This window comes from Pseudomonas bharatica CSV86 (assembly GCF_000319305.2).
Lineage (GTDB): Bacteria > Pseudomonadota > Gammaproteobacteria > Pseudomonadales > Pseudomonadaceae > Aquipseudomonas > Aquipseudomonas bharatica.
Genome location: NZ_AMWJ02000004.1, coordinates 241,761 through 258,742 on the forward strand (window position 1 = coordinate 241,761; position 16,982 = coordinate 258,742).

At 64.3% G+C, this 16,982-nt stretch carries 11 protein-coding genes and 1 pseudogene; 2 read left to right on the plus strand and 10 right to left on the minus strand.

Translation table 11 applies throughout. From position 1 onward, the window contains the following. Position 1: 1 nt before the first annotated feature. From CSV86_RS27690 to CSV86_RS27700, 3 genes are read right to left on the minus strand one after another with little or no spacing between them, the layout of a single operon-like run. Positions 2-268, minus strand: a complete 267-nt coding sequence (locus CSV86_RS27690) for a phosphopantetheine-binding protein (protein WP_009396876.1) — start codon at positions 266-268, stop codon at positions 2-4. Then, a complete protein-coding gene (locus tag CSV86_RS27695) occupies positions 243-1,058 on the minus strand; it encodes a lysophospholipid acyltransferase family protein (RefSeq protein ID WP_009396878.1) in 816 nt (271 codons plus the stop codon). The genes CSV86_RS27690 and CSV86_RS27695 overlap by 26 nt, the downstream gene beginning before the upstream one ends. Beyond that, positions 1,034-1,777, minus strand: coding sequence for a beta-ketoacyl synthase chain length factor (locus CSV86_RS27700; protein WP_170395191.1), 744 nt, complete (start codon positions 1,775-1,777; stop codon positions 1,034-1,036). The genes CSV86_RS27695 and CSV86_RS27700 overlap by 25 nt, the downstream gene beginning before the upstream one ends. 285 nt (positions 1,778-2,062) lie before the next feature. On the opposite strand from CSV86_RS27700, the gene CSV86_RS27705 reads away from it, so the two are divergent. Beyond that, positions 2,063-2,836: a ParA family protein gene (locus CSV86_RS27705; protein ID WP_009396882.1), complete on the plus strand. Its 774-nt coding sequence runs from the start codon at positions 2,063-2,065 to the stop codon at positions 2,834-2,836. Here CSV86_RS27705 and trxC read toward each other — a convergent pair. The 7 genes and pseudogenes from trxC to betI form a co-directional block, all read right to left on the minus strand. Next, positions 2,833-3,267, minus strand: a complete 435-nt coding sequence (gene trxC, locus CSV86_RS27710) for a thioredoxin TrxC (protein WP_009396884.1) — start codon at positions 3,265-3,267, stop codon at positions 2,833-2,835. The two genes, CSV86_RS27705 and trxC, sit on opposite strands and share 4 nt — an antisense overlap. A 445-nt stretch (positions 3,268-3,712) precedes the next feature. Further along, the gene (gene selO / locus CSV86_RS27715) at positions 3,713-5,173 is read right to left on the minus strand and encodes a protein adenylyltransferase SelO (RefSeq protein WP_009396886.1); all 1,461 of its coding nucleotides are present in this window, start codon (positions 5,171-5,173) and stop codon (positions 3,713-3,715) included. A 12-nt stretch (positions 5,174-5,185) separates the two neighbouring features. After that, entirely contained in the window at positions 5,186-8,503 is a 3,318-nt protein-coding gene (gene mscK, locus CSV86_RS27720; RefSeq protein ID WP_009396888.1) for a mechanosensitive channel MscK, read from the minus strand. Positions 8,504-8,541: 38 nt separating this feature from the next. After that, positions 8,542-10,283 (minus strand): annotated as a pseudogene (locus CSV86_RS27725) (potassium/proton antiporter). Positions 10,284-10,532: 249 nt separating this feature from the next. Then, on the minus strand, positions 10,533-12,224 hold the full coding sequence (betA, locus tag CSV86_RS27730; protein ID WP_009396892.1) for a choline dehydrogenase: 1,692 nt from the start codon (positions 12,222-12,224) through the stop codon (positions 10,533-10,535). 83 nt (positions 12,225-12,307) lie between these two features. Next, positions 12,308-13,780: a betaine-aldehyde dehydrogenase gene (gene betB, locus CSV86_RS27735; RefSeq protein ID WP_009396894.1), complete on the minus strand. Its 1,473-nt coding sequence runs from the start codon at positions 13,778-13,780 to the stop codon at positions 12,308-12,310. A 29-nt stretch (positions 13,781-13,809) separates the two neighbouring features. Then, on the minus strand, positions 13,810-14,475 hold the full coding sequence (gene betI, locus CSV86_RS27740; RefSeq protein WP_009396897.1) for a transcriptional regulator BetI: 666 nt from the start codon (positions 14,473-14,475) through the stop codon (positions 13,810-13,812). Between the two features lie 482 nt (positions 14,476-14,957). Here betI and CSV86_RS27745 point away from each other — a divergent pair, with 482 nt between their 5' ends. Next, positions 14,958-16,904 (plus strand): BCCT family transporter, encoded by a 1,947-nt coding sequence (locus CSV86_RS27745; RefSeq protein WP_311985890.1) that lies wholly within the window; start codon positions 14,958-14,960, stop codon positions 16,902-16,904. The last annotated feature ends 78 nt before the right edge of the window (positions 16,905-16,982 follow it).

The following is a 16,982-nucleotide window of genomic DNA, read 5'->3' on the forward strand; positions in this document are numbered from 1 at the left end:
CTCAGGCAGCCTGTTTGGCGGTAACGAAGGCGGCGAGGGTCGCCACGTTGGTGAAGTGCGAGCGGGTGTCCTTGGCGTCGGCGTCGATCTTGATGCCGTAGCGTTTCTGGATCGCCAGGCCGAGCTCCAGGGCGTCCACCGAGTCGAGGCCCAGGCCTTCGCCGAACAGGGTCTGCTCGTCGCCGATATCGTCCGCGCTGATATCTTCCAGGCCCAGGGCCTCGATGATCAGGTCCTTGATGTCATGGTTGAGTTGGGGATTGCTCATCTGCGGCGAGCTCCTTGATGAAGTACTGGTGCAAGTGGTCGTTGAGTTTGCGCGAGGCCTGCGGGGCCGGGCCCTGGCTGGCGAAGACCTGTGGGTCGATGTCGGCGCCGACGCGCAGGGTGAAGTGCACGCGGCGGTCCGGGATGCGGTACCAGGGCTCGCACTTGGTCAGGGTGGTCGGGTTGACCGTGATGGTCACCGGGGTGATCACCCGCGCGCCGCGCAGGGCGATGGCCGCTGCGCCGCGGTGGAAGGACGGGGCCTGGCCCGGGTCGGTGCGGGTGCCTTCGGGGAATATCACCAGGGTCTGACCGCTCTGCAGGGAGGCCACGGCGGCATCGAGCATGTCCATGCTGCCGTCGTTGCTTATGTACTGCGCCGAACTCACCGGGCCGCGGGTGAACGGGTTGCCGAACAGGCTCTGCTTGACCACGCAGTTGCTCTGGCGGACCAGACCGATCAGAAACACCACGTCGATCAGCGACGGATGGTTGGCGATGATCATCTGCCCCGGACGGCCCAGGCGCTCGGCACCCCGCACTTCGTAGGTGAGCACGCCGCAGGCGGCCATGAAGCGGATGAAGCGCCAGAACAGCCAGCTGATGGTGTGCCTTGCCCGTTGCCGGTGGCGCAGGCGATCGCCGGGCAGGCAGGCCAGCAGGGGAAAGACCAGCAGGCGCAGGCACAAGCCGCCGAGGCCGAACAGCAGGAAGCTCAAGGCGGTGGCCAGCAGGCGCCAGAGCCAGGCGTCGCGGCGCGAGCGGCTCAGGTCTTGCGTTGCCAGTTCCATGTGCGGTCCTTCAGGGTGTGGGTAAAGGTCGAACGGTTGGCGAGCAGGTTGCGCAGCCAGCTCAAGGCATGGGGTTCGCTGGCCGGAGCGGCCTTGTCGCCCTCCAGGGACAGGCGCCATTGGTCGCCGGGGGTCAACAGCAGGCCGAGGGCATAGTCGCAAGGCACGTCGGTGATCCAGGGGCTGTAGGCAGCAGGCGGGTGTTCCTCGGCGACGATCAGCAGCACCGCCGGGGCGCCATCGTGGAGCAGGCCGGCCGCTTCCACCACGGCGTGTTCGAAACCGTCGCCTTCGGCGGCGATGGCCGTCATCTCGGCGGTTTCACCACGCATGATCGACCACAGGCCGATGACGGCGTTGTGTACCGAAAGGCTGAACTGGGTCGGCGACAAGGGCTGGGCGGCCGCAAGGTCGCTGAGGATCTCCAGGGTGCGTGGGGTTTCGCCATGCCGGGAAACGAACACCAAGGGCAGTGGCGCGAGGCCTTCGGCCAGCGGCCAGCCCACGGCGAAGGCCATGCGCGCCAGGCGGCTGAGGCGGCGGCGCTGCATGGCGGGCAGGAACGAGACATCCGGCGACGCCTCGCCGGCATCGATCGCGCGTTCGCCATGGCTCCACTGCTGCCAATGCGCAGCCGACTGGAGGCCGGGCGCCCAGGCGCGCCACTGACTGATGTTGAATGTGATCAAGGTGTGTATCTCGCCCTGAGGGACTTCCATGCCGAGGGGGACTCGGAGCAACGGCCTGCGGGCGAAATCGCCGAGTGGCGGGCATTATCCCGGTGCAAGGGGGCCGTCGTAAACAATGTATTGCTATTGATTACGGAACCAGGTGACTGGAACAGACCTCAAATAGCGCCGCTTATTTCCTCGGGCCGCCTTTTCCCGACAGACGGCCCGGAGCTGTTGTCGGTCGCCTTTGCCGGATCTTGAGCTGTTCAATGCTGGTCAATCCTGCAGGTCGGACACATACTCGGTCATTCTTTGAAACACGGAGGTCTTTCCATGCGGCGCGTGGTGTTCAATCAGAAAGGCGGCGTCGGCAAGTCCAGCATCGCTTGCAATCTTGCGGCGGTCAGTGCCAGTGAAGGCTATCGGACCCTGTTGATCGACCTGGATGCCCAGGGCAACTCCACCCACTACCTCACCGGCCTGACCGGCGAGGACATCCCTATGGGTATCGCCGACTTCTTCAAGCAGAGCCTGTCGTCGGGGCCGTTCGCCAAGAAGAACAAGGTGGATATCTACGAGACGCCGTTCGACAACCTGCATGTGGTCACCGCCACGGCGGAGCTGGCCGACCTGCAGCCCAAGCTGGAGGCCAAGCACAAGATCAACAAGCTGCGCAAACTGCTCGATGAATTGAGCGAAGACTACGACCGGATCTACCTGGATACCCCGCCGGCCCTGAATTTCTATGCGGTATCGGCGCTGATCGCGGCCGATCGCGTATTGATTCCCTTCGATTGCGACAGCTTCTCGCGTCAGGCGCTGTACGGCCTGCTCTCGGAAATCGAAGACCTCAAGGAAGACCACAACGAAGAGCTGCAGGTCGAGGGCATCGTGGTCAACCAGTTCCAGCCCCGGGCCAGCCTGCCGCAGCAGATGCTCGACGAACTGGTGGAAGAGGGGCTGCCGGTACTGCCGGTGTACCTCAACAGCTCGGTGAAGATGCGCGAGTCACACCAGGCCTGCCTGCCGCTGATCCACCTGGAACCGCGGCACAAGCTGACCCAGCAGTTCGTCGAGTTGCACTCGTTGCTGGAAGAGAACGCTTAGATCCCTTGGGTGCGCAGCCACTCCAGCAGGTGCTGGAGTGGGAATGCACCGCTTTGCCGCGCCACTTCCTGGCCGTTCTTGAGCAGGATCAGGCTGGGGATCGAGCGGATATTCAACTGGCCGGCCAGTTCGCGGTTGGCCTCACTGTCCAGCTTCGCCAGCCGGCAGCGTCCGGACAGTTGCCGTGCGGCCTGCTCGAAGATCGGCGCAAAGGACTTGCACGGCCCGCACCAATCGGCCCAGACATCGATCAGCAGGGGCAGGTCGCCCTTGATCTGGCTGGCGTAGTCGGCTTGCTTCAGCTCGAAGGGTTTGTCCAGCAGGACGGGTTGCTTGCAACGGCCGCATTTCGGCGTGTCGCCCAGGCGGTCGGCGGGGATGCGGTTGAGGCCGTTGCAGTGGGGGCAGGGAATCAGGAGTGGGTCGGTCATGGGATTGGGTCCGGGGCGGGTGTTGTTGGGTATGTGGCGGTGGGCTCCGGAGTTTTCAATGCTCTTGCGGGCCTCATCGCTGGCAAGCCAGCTCCCACAGGGTTCTGAGCTGCGCCGCGGACACTGTGGGAGCTGGCTTGCCAGCGATGGGGCCCTGAAGGGCACTGCATTGGCCAGATCAGAAAAAAGATCTGAAGTCCCACTGAGCACTAGCAGAGGTTGTGTAGTGTTCTTGCTGACCTCATCGCTGGCAAGCCAGCTCCCACAGTGTGTCCGCGGCGCCGCTGAACCCTGTGGGGGCTTGCCAGCGATGGGGCCCTGAAGGGCGCTGCATTGGCCAGGTCAGAAAAAAAGATCTGAAGTCCCACTGAGCACCAGCAATGGTTGTGGAGTGTTCTTGCTGACCTCATCGCTGGCAAGCCAGCTCCCACAGTCATCCGCGTGCTCAGGAAGAACAACTGATCTCCAGGTGCTTGCCCCACTCCGGCGGCCGTTCGGCATAGGCTTCCATCCCCGGCTGTTCTTCGAACGGCCGGGCCAGCACCGCATGCAGGCGTCGCACTTCGGAGTAGTCGCCACTCTGTGCCGCTTCGATGGCCCGCTGCGCCAGGTAGTTGCGCAGTACATACAGCGGGTTCACCGCATGCATTCGCTCCCGCCGCCCGTCGGCATTGCCCGGCTCGCGCTGCACCCGCGCCAGATAGTCCTGCGACCAGTTGTCGAAGCCCGCCAGATCGACGAAATCACTGCGCACCACCCCCAGCGCCTGTTCCACCGGCTGATCCCCGAGCTTGCGGAAGAACAGGCTGTAGTCCACCGCGCCCGGCTGCATCAGGCTGAGCAGGCGCTGGATCAGCACCTTGTCGCCTTCTTCCGCCGTGGTCAGGCCGAGCCGGCGGCGCATCAGGTCGAGGTAGTGGGCTTCATACAGCGGCAGGAACAACCCCAGCGCTTCCTGCAAGGCCTCGACGCTGATGAACGGCGTCAGCGCCTGGGCCAGGGCGCTGAGGTTCCAGTGGGCGATGGGTACCTGATTGCTGTAGCTGTAGCGCCCCTGGTCGTCGGAGTGGTTGCAGATGAACCCGGCATCGAAATCATCGAGGAAGGCAAACGGCCCGAAGTCGAAGGTGATGCCAAGGATCGACATGTTGTCGGTGTTCATCACCCCATGGCAGAACCCATAGGCCTGCCATTTGCCGATCAGTTCGGCATTGCGCTCGACGATGCTGCGGAACATCGCCAGGTACGGCTCGTCGGCCGCCTTGCACTCGGGGTAGTGCAGGTCCAGTACATGCTCGGCGAGCTGGCGCTGCTGTTCCGGCTGGCGGGTGTAGTAGAAGTATTCGAAGTGGCCGAAACGGATATGGCTCGGCGCCAGGCGCAGAAGCATGGCCGCGCTTTCCTTGGTTTCGCGCCACACCGGCGTGTTCGAGCCGATTACGCACAGCGCGCGGCTGCTGGGGATGCCCAGGGCATGCAGGGCTTCGGAGGCGAGGAATTCACGGATCGACGAGCGCAACACCGCGCGGCCATCACCCATGCGCGAGTAGGGCGTCTGGCCCGCGCCCTTGAGGTGCAGGTCCCAGTGCTGGCCGGCGTCATTGCGCACCTCGCCCAGCAGCAAGCCGCGGCCGTCGCCCAGCCGTGGGTTGTACGAGCCGAACTGATGCCCGGAGTACACCATGGCCCGGGGATCGGCCTCGGACCAGAGCTTGTGCCCACCAAACAGCTCGGCGAACACCGGCGAGTGCGCTTCGGTGGGCTCGAGGTCGAGCAGGGCCATGGCCGCCTCGCTGACCACCACCAGCCGCGGATCGTCGATCGGCTCCGGCAGCACCTGGGTGGAAAACGCATCGCCCAGGCGGGCGAAGCGGTTGTCGAAGGTCAGTTCGTCGAGGCCTTTCACGAGGCGACTCCTTTACGGCTTGGACGTATCGTCGGGTTTTGGCTGCTCGACCGGCTGCTCCATCGGGATCAGCTGTTTCTTGTTGCCCGAGGTGTCCATCAGGAACACCTCCACCTGGCGCACGGAAATCTTGATGTTGTGGGCTTTGAACTCGCGGTTGATATAGCGGTTCAGTTCGTCCAGCGTCGGGTTGCGGTCGCCAAGGTCGCGCACGTGCATGCGCAGTTCGTGGTCCAGCGAGCTTTCGCCGAAATTCAGGAAGTACACGATCGGCTCCGGGTCCTTGAGTACCCGCGGGTTTTCCCGGGCGCCCTTGAGCAGCAGGTCGCGTACCAGGTCGAGGTCCGAGCCGTAGTCGATGCCGAGCTTGAGCGTTACCCGGGTGACCGTGTCGGTCAGCGACCAGTTGATCAACTGGCCGGTGATGAAGGTCTTGTTCGGGACGATGATGTCCTTGCGGTCGAAGTCGGTGATGGTGGTGGCGCGGATGCGGATCTTGCTCACCGTGCCGGACAGGTTGCCGATGGTGATGGTGTCGCCGATACGCACCGGGCGCTCGAACAGGATCATGATGCCCGAGATGAAGTTGGCGAAGATTTCCTGCATGCCGAAGCCCAGGCCTACCGACAGCGCCGCCACCAGCCATTGCAACTTGTCCCAGCTGACCCCGAGCGTCGAAAGCGTGGAAACGAAGCCGACGCCGACGATCACGTAGGAGAGCAGGGTGGTGGTGGCGTAGGCGCTGCCCTGGGCCAGGTCCAGTTTCGACAGCACCAGCACTTCCAGCAGGCCCGGCAGGTTGCGCGCCAGGGCCAGGGTGATACCGACGATGACCAGCGCGCCGAGCAGGTCGCCGAGGCTGATCGGCACCATGCTCGCGGTGGCACCGGTGCCGCTGGTGTATTCGTACAGGGTGAAGTTGTTGAGGTAGGAGAACACGCTGATCAGGTCGGACCAGACCCAGTACAGGGCGACCAGGAAGCCACCGAGCAAGGCCAGGCGGATCAGGCGCAGGGACTGCTGGTTGACCTGCTCGATGTCCAGGGTCGGCTCTTCCACCGGTACTTCGCCGTCCAGCCCTTCCTTGGCCGCCTGGCGCTTGGCCAGGGCGCGCTGGTAGGCCAGGCGCCGCGCCGCCACGGACAGGCCGCGGACGAAGGTGGCCTCGATCACCAGCCAGAACATCAGCAGGTAGAGGGTGTCGATCAGCCGGTCGGTGAGTTTCAGCGCGGTGTAGTAGTAGCCGAAGCACACGGCGACGAACAGGGCGATGGGCAGGGCGGTGAAGGCCACGCCCACGGCCTTGCGGAACAGCGAGGTGTTGCGATGGGTCGGGCTGCTCAGCAGCAGGCGGCTGAGCAGCCAGGCCATCAGGGCGTAGCAGGTCAGCACCACGCCGATGCCGAGCACGTCGTCGGCCAGGGCCGATGGCTGGTGTTCGGCCACCGCGACCACGCCGACCAGTGCCAGCACCACCGCGCCCAGGCGACGGATCCAGCGCCTGAGGAATTCGACCTGGGGTTTCTGCCAGCGGAAATGCAGCTCGGCCACCCCGCCCGGGGCCAGGACCCGGTACGCGGTGTAGAACACCAACCAGGCCTGGGCGATTTCCCACAGGGCAGCGCCGAGATTGGCGTTCTGGCCCCGCGCATCGATCTGCAGGGCGTAGCTGCACAGGGCCAGGAGCAGGGCCAGCGGCAGGGCCAGGAGGATATTGATCAGGATCGCCTGGGGCGTGTGCCACTGGCTGTCGCGCTTGAAGTGGCCGACATCGCCATGGACCTTGCGCAGTTGTTCGTAGAGGTAGTTACGGCGCCACAGCAGGCCACCGATCATCAGCAGCAGCGGCAGGAACAGCAACGGCCGCTCCAGCAGGCCGTCGGCCAGTTCGGCGATGCCCGAGCCCCAGGGCAGGCTGGTGACCTGCTTCTGGAAGCGCTCGGGCAGGGTACGCAGCCATTCGACGTCCAGCGGTTTGTTGCTGGGGATCCAGAACATCTGTTCGTCGAGGGTGGCGCGCAGGTTCAGGGCGGTGCTGACCAACTGCTTCTGGTTCAGTTGCAGGGTAATGGACTCGTTGAGCACCGCGCTCAGCTCGCGGTTCAGGCGCTCCAGCAGGTCGACCCGGGTGATCGCCACTTCCAGCAGGGCCTTGCGCAGTTCCGGGGTGACCTGGTCGGCGGTCTGGTTTTCCAGAAGCTTGTCGACGTACTGGCTCGGGCTGCTGATCTGCTCGCGCTGCTGGTTGACCTCGAACTGGTACAGGCGGATGTCGGCGATCTGGTCGGCCAGGTCGCGGTCGAGCTTGAGGTGCGGCAGCGCCTGCTTCTGCTTGTAGAGGATCTTCGACAGCAGCAGGCTGCCCTTGAGCACGTTGATCTGCTCGTCCAGGGCCTGGTCGGCCTGGGTCAGGCTGTCCAGTTGCTGCTTGGCCTTGAGGTTCTGCTGGGTGACTTCGTTAAGACGGTCGGTGCTGCGTAGCAGGTAGTCGGAGAGCTTGAGGTTGGTCGCGCTTTCCGTGGCGAGCAGGGTGCTGCCGCCGGCCTTTTGCGCTTCGAGGGACTGTTCGGTGACCGTCTTCTGCGACTGGGCCAGGCGCTTTTCATTGATGAGGGTCTGCAGGTCCTGGATTTCCTGCTCCAGGCGCGCGGCGCGCTCCATCAGCAGGTCATGCTGGGCATTGCCGAGGTCTTGCAGCAGGCTGTTGCCGGCCAGTTCCTGGCGGCGCAGCAGGGTCAGGGCGTTGAGCGAGGCCAGTTCGGCGTTGAGCTGGTTGCGCTGGTCGGCGGACAGGTTCTTGCCGCCGTCCTTGCCCTGCTTGAGGGTGCTGTTGATCTGCTGGCTGCGGGTCTGGTTGAGGCTGATCTCGGACTGGGCGCGCTCGGGCCGGGTCTGGGAGTTGATGATCAGGCTGTTGGCTTCGGACAGTGACTTCTGCAGCTCGCCCTGCTCGGTGGTGCGCTCGGAGAGCAGTTGCTCAAGTTGCGGCACCGTCTGGTTGGCATAGCGCTGGGCTACCGGCACCGGCTTGGTGGCCGACAGGCGGGCCAGCTCGCGCTGGCTTTCGGTGGTCAGCCTGGGCGCGTCGGCGAGCTGTTGCTTGAGCGCGGCCAGGCGCTTGCTGTAGTCGTCGCGGCTGGCGAGGAAGGCGAGGGTCTGCTCCAGCACCTGTTGCAGCGCCTTCTGATCGGCTTCCGGCAGCTTGCGGTCGGCGATCTTGTCCAGGCTTTGCTGGACGCTCTCGGTGCTGGGTGGCTCCGCGGCAAAGGCGGAGGTGAACGACAGGCACAGCCCGAGAAGGGCCGCGCCAATAACAGTGCGCAGTGACATAGGCAGAAAATTCGTACAGCCGGACTGGAAATTGGAGTTTAGAGGAACAGACCCGGGCCGGGGCGGCTTCCTTCGGGGAATTTGATCCCCACTTTCTGGATCTTGTTCCCGTCCATGAGGGCGACGGTCCAGGTGGTGTTGTTCCACTCGATCTGGTCACCGATCACCGGCGCACCGCCAACCTTCTGCTGGATGAAGCGTGCCAGCGGCATATGCGGGTCCTGGCCGTCGAGCTGCAGGCCGTACAATGCGGCCACGGCCCCCAGTTCTGCGTCGCCTTCGAGCACGAAGTCGCCGAAGAAACGCAGGTCCAGGCCGCGTTGCGGCGCCTGGCTGAACAGCTTGCCGAGGGCCGGCAGGTCGTGTTCGTGGCCGATCACGCAGAGCAGGTCGCCGACTTCCAGCACCGTACTACCCGACGGATGGAGCAGTTGCTGGCCGCGGAACAGCGCGGCGATCCGGGTGCCCTCGGGCATCTTCAGCTCGCGCAGGGCGGCACCGATGCACCACTTCTCCGCGCCGAGGCGGTAGACGAACAGCTCCCACTCGCTGGTGATGTGGACTTCCAGGGCGGAACGGGAGATCGGCGCCGGATCCGGTGGCACGGTCACTTTAAGCAGGCGCGCGACCCACGGCAGGCTGGTGCCCTGCACCAGCAGCGAGACCAGCACGATGAAGAACGCCAGGTTGAAGTACAGCTGGGCCTGGGGCAGGCCGGCCATCAGCGGGAACACGGCGAGAATGATCGGTACCGCCCCGCGCAGGCCGACCCAGGAGATAAAGGCCTTTTCCCGGCCATGGAAGGCCTTGAACGGCAGCAGGCCGGCAACCACCGACAGCGGCCGGGCGATCAGGATCATCCACAGCGCCAGGGCCAGGGCCGGCAGGGCGATCGGCAGCAGGTCGTGCGGGGTGACCAGCAGGCCGAGGACCAGGAACATGCCGATCTGCGCCAGCCAGGCCATGCCGTCGAGCATGTGCAGGATGCCATGGCGGCTGCGGATCGGGCGGTTGCCCAACACCAGGCCGAACAGGTACACGGCGAGGAAGCCGCTGCCGTGCAGGGCGTTGGTCAGGGCGAAGACCACCAGGCCACCGGCGATCACCAGGATTGGATAGAGCCCCCGGCCAGGTTCATGCGGTTGACCAGTTGCAGCATCAGCCAGCCGCCGCCTAGCCCGAGCACGCCGCCGATGCCGAACTCGCGCACCAGGTGCCACAGCAGGCTCCAGTGCAGGCCGGTCTGGCCGCTGGCGATCATGTCGATCAGGGTCACGGTGAGGAACACCGCCATCGGGTCGTTGCTGCCGGATTCGATTTCCAGGCTGGCGGTGACCCGTTCGTTCAGGCCCTTGCCGCCGAGCAGGGAGAACACTGCGGCGGCGTCGGTGGAGCCGACGATGGCGCCGATCAGCAGGCCTTGCATCAGGTTCAGGTCGAACAGCCAGGCGGCGGCCATGCCGGTCAGGCCCGTGGTTATGAGCACGCCCACCGTCGCCAGCGACAGCGCCGGCCACAGCGCCACGCGGAAACTCGCGACCCGTGTGCGCAGGCCACCGTCGAGCAGGATCACGGCGAGGGCGAGGTTGCCGACCAGGTAGGCGACCGGATAGTTGTTGAAGATGATGCCGCCGCCATCGACTCCGGCGACCATGCCGACCGCAAGGATGATGACGAGGATCGGGATGCCCAGGCGTGAGGACAGGGAGCTGACCAGAATACTTGCACCCACCAGCAATGCGCCGATAAGGAACAGGCTGTTGATGGTGCTCGCATCCAAAGGCAGTACTCCGGGGGACATCGCGGGAAAAAGAGGACCTGGCTTGATAAGCAGGTCGCGTGCCAACCGATTCTAACCTGATGAATTGGCGGGCTGTAAAGCGTTTCCGCAGATGTACAAAAGGCACCTGGGTCAGGTGCCTTTCTATGTGTTGCCTGTGCTGGCCCTATCGCTGGCAAGCCAGCTCCCACAGGTATCGCGGACCCTGTGGGAGCTGGCTTGCCAGCGATGAGGCCAGTGCAGCCACCATCACACTTCGCGCAGGGCCTTGCCTTTGACCGGCGCGCCGTTCGCCACATAGTACTTGGCGGTACTGCGCGGCAGCGGCTGGCGATTGCGGATCTTGTCGGCGATTTTCTCGGCGATCATGATCGTGGTCGCGTTGAGGTTGCCGGTGATGATGATCGGCATGATCGACGCATCGACCACCCGCAGGCCTTCCATGCCGTGTACCCGGCCCTGGCCATCGACCACCGCCATGTCGTCCTCGCCCATCTTGCACGAGCAGGACGGGTGGAACGCGGTCTCGGCGTGCTCACGGATGAACTTGTCCAGCTCTTCGTCCGTCTGCACGTGCTCGCCCGGGCTGATCTCGCGGCCGCGGTAGGCGTCCAGCGCCGGCTGGGCCATGATTTCGCGGGTCAGGCGGATGCCGTCGCGGAACTCCTGCCAGTCCTGCTCGGTGGCCATGTAGTTGAACAGAATGCTCGGGTGCTGGCGCGGGTCGCGGGATTTCAGCTTGATGCGGCCGCGGCTCGGCGAACGCATCGAGCCCATGTGCGCCTGGAAGCCATGCTCCTTTACGCCATTGGAGCCGTTGTAGTTAATCGCGACCGGCAGGAAGTGGTACTGGATGTTCGGCCATTCGAATTCCGGACGGGTACGGATGAAACCGCCAGCCTCGAACTGGTTGCTGGCGCCGATACCGGTGCCGTTGAACAGCCATTCGGCACCGATGGCCGGCTGGTTCCACCACAGCAGCGACGGGTACAGCGACACCGGTTGGGTGCAGGCGTATTGCAGATACAGCTCCAGGTGGTCCTGGAGGTTTTCGCCGACGCCCGGCAGTTCGTGCACTACCGGGATGTCCAGGCTCTCCAGCAGTTCGCGCGGGCCGACACCGGAACGTTGCAGCAGTTGCGGCGACGCGATGGCGCCGCTGCAGACGATGACTTCCTTGCGCGCGCGGGCTTCCACGCGTTCTTCGCTGGAGCCGACCAGGTAGGTCACGCCCACGGCGCGCTTGCCTTCGAACAGCACGCGGTCGGTCAGGGCGTGGGTGACGATGGTCAGGGTCGGGCGCTTCTTGGCAGGATCCAGGTAGCCGCGGGCAGTGCTGGAACGGCGGCCGTTCTTGGTGACGCTGCGGTCCATCGGACCGAAGCCTTCCTGTTGATAGCCGTTGAGGTCTTCGGTACGCGGATAGCCAGCCTGCACGCCGGCTTCGACCATGGCGTGGAACAGCGGGTTGTTGCCGGCTTTCGGCGTTGCCACGCTGACCGGGCCATCGCCGCCGTGGTAGTCGTTGGGACCGATGTCACGGGTTTCCGCCTTGCGGAAATACGGCAGGCAGTCGAGGTAGGTCCAGTCTTCCAGGCCTGGCAGTTTTGCCCAGCCATCGAAGTCCATGGCGTTGCCACGGATGTAGCACATGCCGTTGATCAGCGAGGAGCCACCGAGGCCCTTGCCGCGACCGCATTCCATGCGGCGGCCATTCATGTGCGGCTCCGGATCGGTCTCGTAGGCCCAGTTGTAGCGGCGGCCCTGCAGCGGGAAGGCCAGGGCGGCGGGCATCTGCGTACGGAAGTCGGCGCGGTAGTCCGGGCCGCCGGCTTCCAGCAGCAGGACGGTAACGCCCGGGTCTTCGGTCAGGCGCGCGGCCAGGGTGTTACCGGCCGAGCCGGCACCGACGATGATGTAGTCGAAAATATGGGCGGACATGTTCTGTTCCCTCTTGAGCAAGCGGGTGGGAAAGCGGGGAGGCGCCCGGTCGGCAGGGACCGGGCGCAGCTACGAAGCTCGGCTTAGAAGACCGAGTTGTAGTTGCCCAGCTCGACCTGGACCGACTTGATGCGGGTGTACTGGGCCAGCGAGCTGACACCGTTTTCGCGACCGACGCCGGATTGCTTGTAGCCACCGACCGGCATTTCCGCCGGCGATTCGCCCCAGGCGTTGATCCAGCAGATACCGGCTTCCAGCTGGTGGATGATGCGGTGCGCGCGGCTGATGTCGTTGGTGCAGACGCCGGCGGCCAGGCCGTATTCGGTGTCGTTGGCGCGGCGGATCACTTCTTCTTCGGTTTCGTAGCTGAGGATGCTCATCACCGGGCCGAAGATCTCTTCCTTGACGATGGTCATGTCGTCGCGGCAGTCGGTGAACACGGTCGGCGCAACGAAGGCGCCCTTGGCGAATTCACCCTCGGTCAGGCGCTCGCCGCCGCACAGGACGCGGGCACCTTCTTCCTTGCCCTTGGCGATGTACGACAGGACGCTTTCCATGTGCGGGAAGCTGACCAGCGGGCCGAAGTTGGTGTTCTCGTCTTCCGGGTTGCCAACGCGGATGCGCGCGACGCGTTCGACGATCTTCGCTTCGAAAGCGGCCTTCATCGATGCTGGAACTAATACGCGGGTGCCGTTGGTGCAGACCTGACCGGAGCTGTAGAAGTTGGCCATCATCGCGATGTCGGCGGCGCGATCGAGGTCGGCGTCGTCGCAGATGATCAGCGGCGACTTGCCGCCCAGTTCCATGGTCACTTCCTTCAGCGACGAGCTGGAGGCGCTGGCCATGACCTTCTTGCCGGTGGTGGTGCCGCCGGTGAAGGACACCTTCTCGATGCGCGGGTGCTCGGTCAGCCAGGTGCCGACTTCGCGGCCGCTGCCGGTCAGGACGTTGAATACGCCGTCCGGCAGGCCGGCTTCGGTGTAGATCTCGGCCAGTTTCAGGGTGGTCAGCGAGGTGACTTCGCTCGGCTTGAAGATCATCGCGTTGCCGGCGGCCAGGGCCGGGGCGGATTTCCACAGGGCGATCTGGATCGGGTAGTTCCAAGCGCCGATACCGACGGTGACGCCCAGCGGCTCGCGGCGGGTGTAGACGAACGAGGAGTCGCGCAGCGGGATCTGCTCGCCTTCGATGGCCGGGATCAGGCCAGCGTAGTACTCCAGCACATCGGCGCCGGTGACGATATCGACGTAGCGGGTTTCCGAGTAGGACTTGCCGGTGTCCAGGGTTTCCAGGGCGGCCAGTTCGTCGTTGCGCTCGCGCAGGATGTCGACGGCGCGACGCAGGATGCGCGAACGCTGCATGGCGGTCATCGCGGCCCAGACTTTCTGGCCGCGCTCGGCGCTTTCCACGGCGCGCTCGACGTCGGCCTGGGTGGCGCGTTGCACGTGGGCGAGGACTTCGCCGTTGGCCGGGTTGATAGCTTCGAAGGTGGCATCGCTGCCAGCGTCGACATAACCACCGTCAATGTAGAGTTTTTGCGTTTCGAAACGGGCCATAGTGTCCTCGCAAGTGCAATGTGATTTGGCTAGCCGGCGATAGCTCCCGATTTCGTGCGGGGCGCTGTGCGCGGGGTTTCAGAGGCCTGGTTCTGGGTGTCCGGGCTCGTCTGTTTCGCCAGTTGTAGATCCATGTATTCGTAAGCGATCTGCTGCGCCTGGTGGGTATCGAAGCTGTCTCCCGACAGCGCCCCGCGCAGCCACAAACCGTCGATCAAGGCTGCCAGGCCGCGGGCCGCGCTGCGTGCTTCGGGCAGCGGCAGAACCCGGCGGAACTGGCAGCACAGGTTGGAATACAGGCGGTGATCGTTGATCCGCTGCAACCTGTGCAAGGACGGCTGGTGCATGCTGGTGGCCCAGAAGGCCAGCCAGGTTTTCATTGCCGGGCCGTTGACCTGGCTGGCGTCGAAGTTGCCTTCGATGATCACCTGCAGGTGGGCGCGCGGGCTGTTGTCCGTAAGTGCCTGGCGACGGGCGGCGACGCCCTCGCTCAATACCGTCATCAAGTGCTGCATGGTCGCTGCGATCAGGCCGTTCTTGTCCCGAAAGTAGTGACTGATGATGCCATTCGACACACCGGCCAAACGGGCGATCAGCGCAATGCTGGCATCACCCATGCCGGCCTGGTCGATAGCCGTCAACGTGGCATCGATCAACTGCTGGCGGCGAATGGGTTGCATACCGACCTTGGGCATCTGGCAAATCTCCTCAGGCCTGCGAGCAGACGACAGGCGGCTGACTCGGCGAAGGCCAGTCTATTTTGTTTTGATTGAACGTTCAATCAACAAAGAATAAGCTCTGCGACAATTCGTAACATTGACAGGGTTTAGGGCCGGTCAGAAGTCGCGAATTGGCACCCCCGAAAAGACGTGTACCCCGCAAAACAAGGTGTTTCACGCGCACAGACGCACCGTTGGACCGCTTCGCCCCAGGCCGTGCAAGCCAGGAGGCACAACCCTCGAGCCGGGGTTTTGCAGCGGGTTTCCAGCGCATTCGTATTGGGATCACGGTTTTTCAAGGTGCTTTTATAACACCTGCGGCGATGGGGCTATTGCACCAATTGCCCGGGTGACGGGTCGTTGTCCCTTTTTCCTACGCACCGCCTTGGAGCATCCGTGCAATGAGTTCTGCCTCCCTGATCAAGACCCCCGCCGAGAGGGTCCGGGTCAACAGTGTGGTGTTTTTCACCTCGACGCTGCTGATCCTTTGCTTGACCGCCTTGCTTATCGCTGCCCCGGAAACCGCCGGTAGTGTGCTCGGCCAGGCCCAGGCCTGGTTGTCGCGCAGCTTTGGCTGGTACTACATGCTGGTGATCGGCGGTTACCTGCTGTTCGTCATCGCCATCGCCTTTTCCCGCTACGGCAAGCTCAAGCTCGGCGGCAAGGACGACAAGCCGGACTTCAGCTACGGCGCCTGGGCCGGCATGCTGTTTTCCTCGGGCATCGGTATCTCGCTGCTGTACTTCGGCGCCTCCGAACCGCTGGACCATTACTTCAATCCGCCTGAAGGCGCGCCGGCCAGCCTGCAATCGGCCCGCGAAGGCCTGCAGCTGACCTTCCTGCACTGGGGCCTGCATGGCTGGGCGATCTACGCCCTGGTCGGCCTGGCCGTGGCTTACTTCGCCTACCGCCACAACCAGCCGCTGGCCCTGCGCTCGGCGCTTTACCCGCTGCTGGGCGAGCGCTGGGTCAAGGGTGCCGCCGGCCACACGGTGGACATCTTCGGCATGTTCGTGACCCTGCTGGGCCTGGTGACCAACCTCGGTATCGGTTCGATGCAGGTGTCCTCCGGGCTGGAATACCTGTTCGGCATGGAGCACAACAACACCAACCTGCTGATCGTGATCTTGGTGATGAGCACCGTGGCCACCATCGCCGCGGTATCCGGGGTGGAAAACGGCATTCGCCGCCTGTCCAACCTGAACATCATCCTGTTCAGCGGCCTGCTGCTGTTCGTTCTGCTCAACGGCCCGACCCTGCACCTGCTCAACGGCTTCGTGCAGAACATCGGTGATTACCTCAACGGCGTGGTCCTCAAGACCTTCGACCTCTATGTCTACGAAGGCGACGGCGCCAAGTCCGAGCGCTGGCTGGGCCTGTGGACCGTGTTCTATTGGGCCTGGTGGATCTCCTGGGGCCCGTTCGTCGGCATGTTCATTGCGCGGATTTCCCGCGGCCGCACCGTCAGCGAGCTGGTCGCCGGCGTGCTCCTGATTCCGCTGGGCTTCACCCTGGCCTGGCTGTCGATCTTCGGCAACACCGCGCTGGACCTGGTGATCAACCAGGGGGCCGTGGAGCTCGGCCGCACGGCACTGGAACAGCCGTCGATGTCGATCTACCAACTGCTGGAGCACTTCCCGGCGGCGAAGATCGTCGTGGGCGTGGCGGTCTTCGTCGGCTTCGTGCTGTTCCTTACCCCGGCCGACTCCGGCGCGGTGATGATGGCCAACCTCTCGTGCAAGGGCGGCAGCGTCGATGAAGACGCGCCGCACTGGCTGCGCATCCTGTGGTCCGTGATCATCACGGTGGTCACCGTCGGTCTGCTCTTTGCCGGCAACTTCGAAGCCATGCAGACCATGGTGGTGCTGGCCGGTCTGCCGTTCTCGGTGGTGCTGGTGGTGTTCATGGTCGGCCTGTACAAGGCGATGAAGCAGGACAGCCAGATCGAGCAGGAGCAGGCCGAGCTGGCCGCCCGCGGCCGGCGTGGTTTCAGCGAGCGCCTGAGCCAGCTGGACCTGCAACCGACCCAGTCGATCGTCCAGCGCTTCATGGACAAGCAGGTCAGCCCGGCGCTCAGGGAAGCCGCCGAGCAGCTCAAGGCCATGGGCCTGGACGTGCAGACCCGCCTCGGTCAATCGCGCTCGGCCATGGGCCTGCGCATCGAGATGGAAGAAGGCAATCCGTTCGTCTATGAAGTCAGCCTGGACGGCTACCTGGCCGCGCCGAGCGAGGCGCCGGTGGAAGGTGAAAGCGAAGTGCGCCAGCGCTTCTATCGCGCCGAGGTCTACCTGCACAACGGCAGCCAGGAATACGACCTGATGGGCTTCACCCCGGACCAGATCACCCGGGATGTGCTGGATCAGTTCGAGAGCCACCGGCAGTTGTTGGGGCGGGTGTATAGCTGATGTGAAGAAAGGGCCGGTTCAGGCCCTTTCTTTTTTGTTGTTGCTGCTGGCCCTATCGCTGGCAAGCCAGCTCCCACA

Bases quoted from the DNA above. Each gene is read 5' to 3' on its own strand.
- CSV86_RS27690 (WP_009396876.1), bottom strand. From the start codon at position 268: ATGAGCAATCCCCAACTCAACCATGACATCAAGGACCTGATCATCGAG.
- CSV86_RS27695 (WP_009396878.1), bottom strand. From the start codon at position 1,058: ATGGAACTGGCAACGCAAGACCTGAGCCGCTCGCGCCGCGACGCCTGG.
- CSV86_RS27700 (WP_170395191.1), bottom strand. From the start codon at position 1,777: ATGGAAGTCCCTCAGGGCGAGATACACACCTTGATCACATTCAACATC.
- CSV86_RS27705 (WP_009396882.1), top strand. From the start codon at position 2,063: ATGCGGCGCGTGGTGTTCAATCAGAAAGGCGGCGTCGGCAAGTCCAGC.
- trxC (WP_009396884.1), bottom strand. From the start codon at position 3,267: ATGACCGACCCACTCCTGATTCCCTGCCCCCACTGCAACGGCCTCAAC.
- mscK (WP_009396888.1), bottom strand. From the start codon at position 8,503: ATGTCACTGCGCACTGTTATTGGCGCGGCCCTTCTCGGGCTGTGCCTG.
- betA (WP_009396892.1), bottom strand. From the start codon at position 12,224: ATGTCCGCCCATATTTTCGACTACATCATCGTCGGTGCCGGCTCGGCC.
- betB (WP_009396894.1), bottom strand. From the start codon at position 13,780: ATGGCCCGTTTCGAAACGCAAAAACTCTACATTGACGGTGGTTATGTC.
- betI (WP_009396897.1), bottom strand. From the start codon at position 14,475: ATGCCCAAGGTCGGTATGCAACCCATTCGCCGCCAGCAGTTGATCGAT.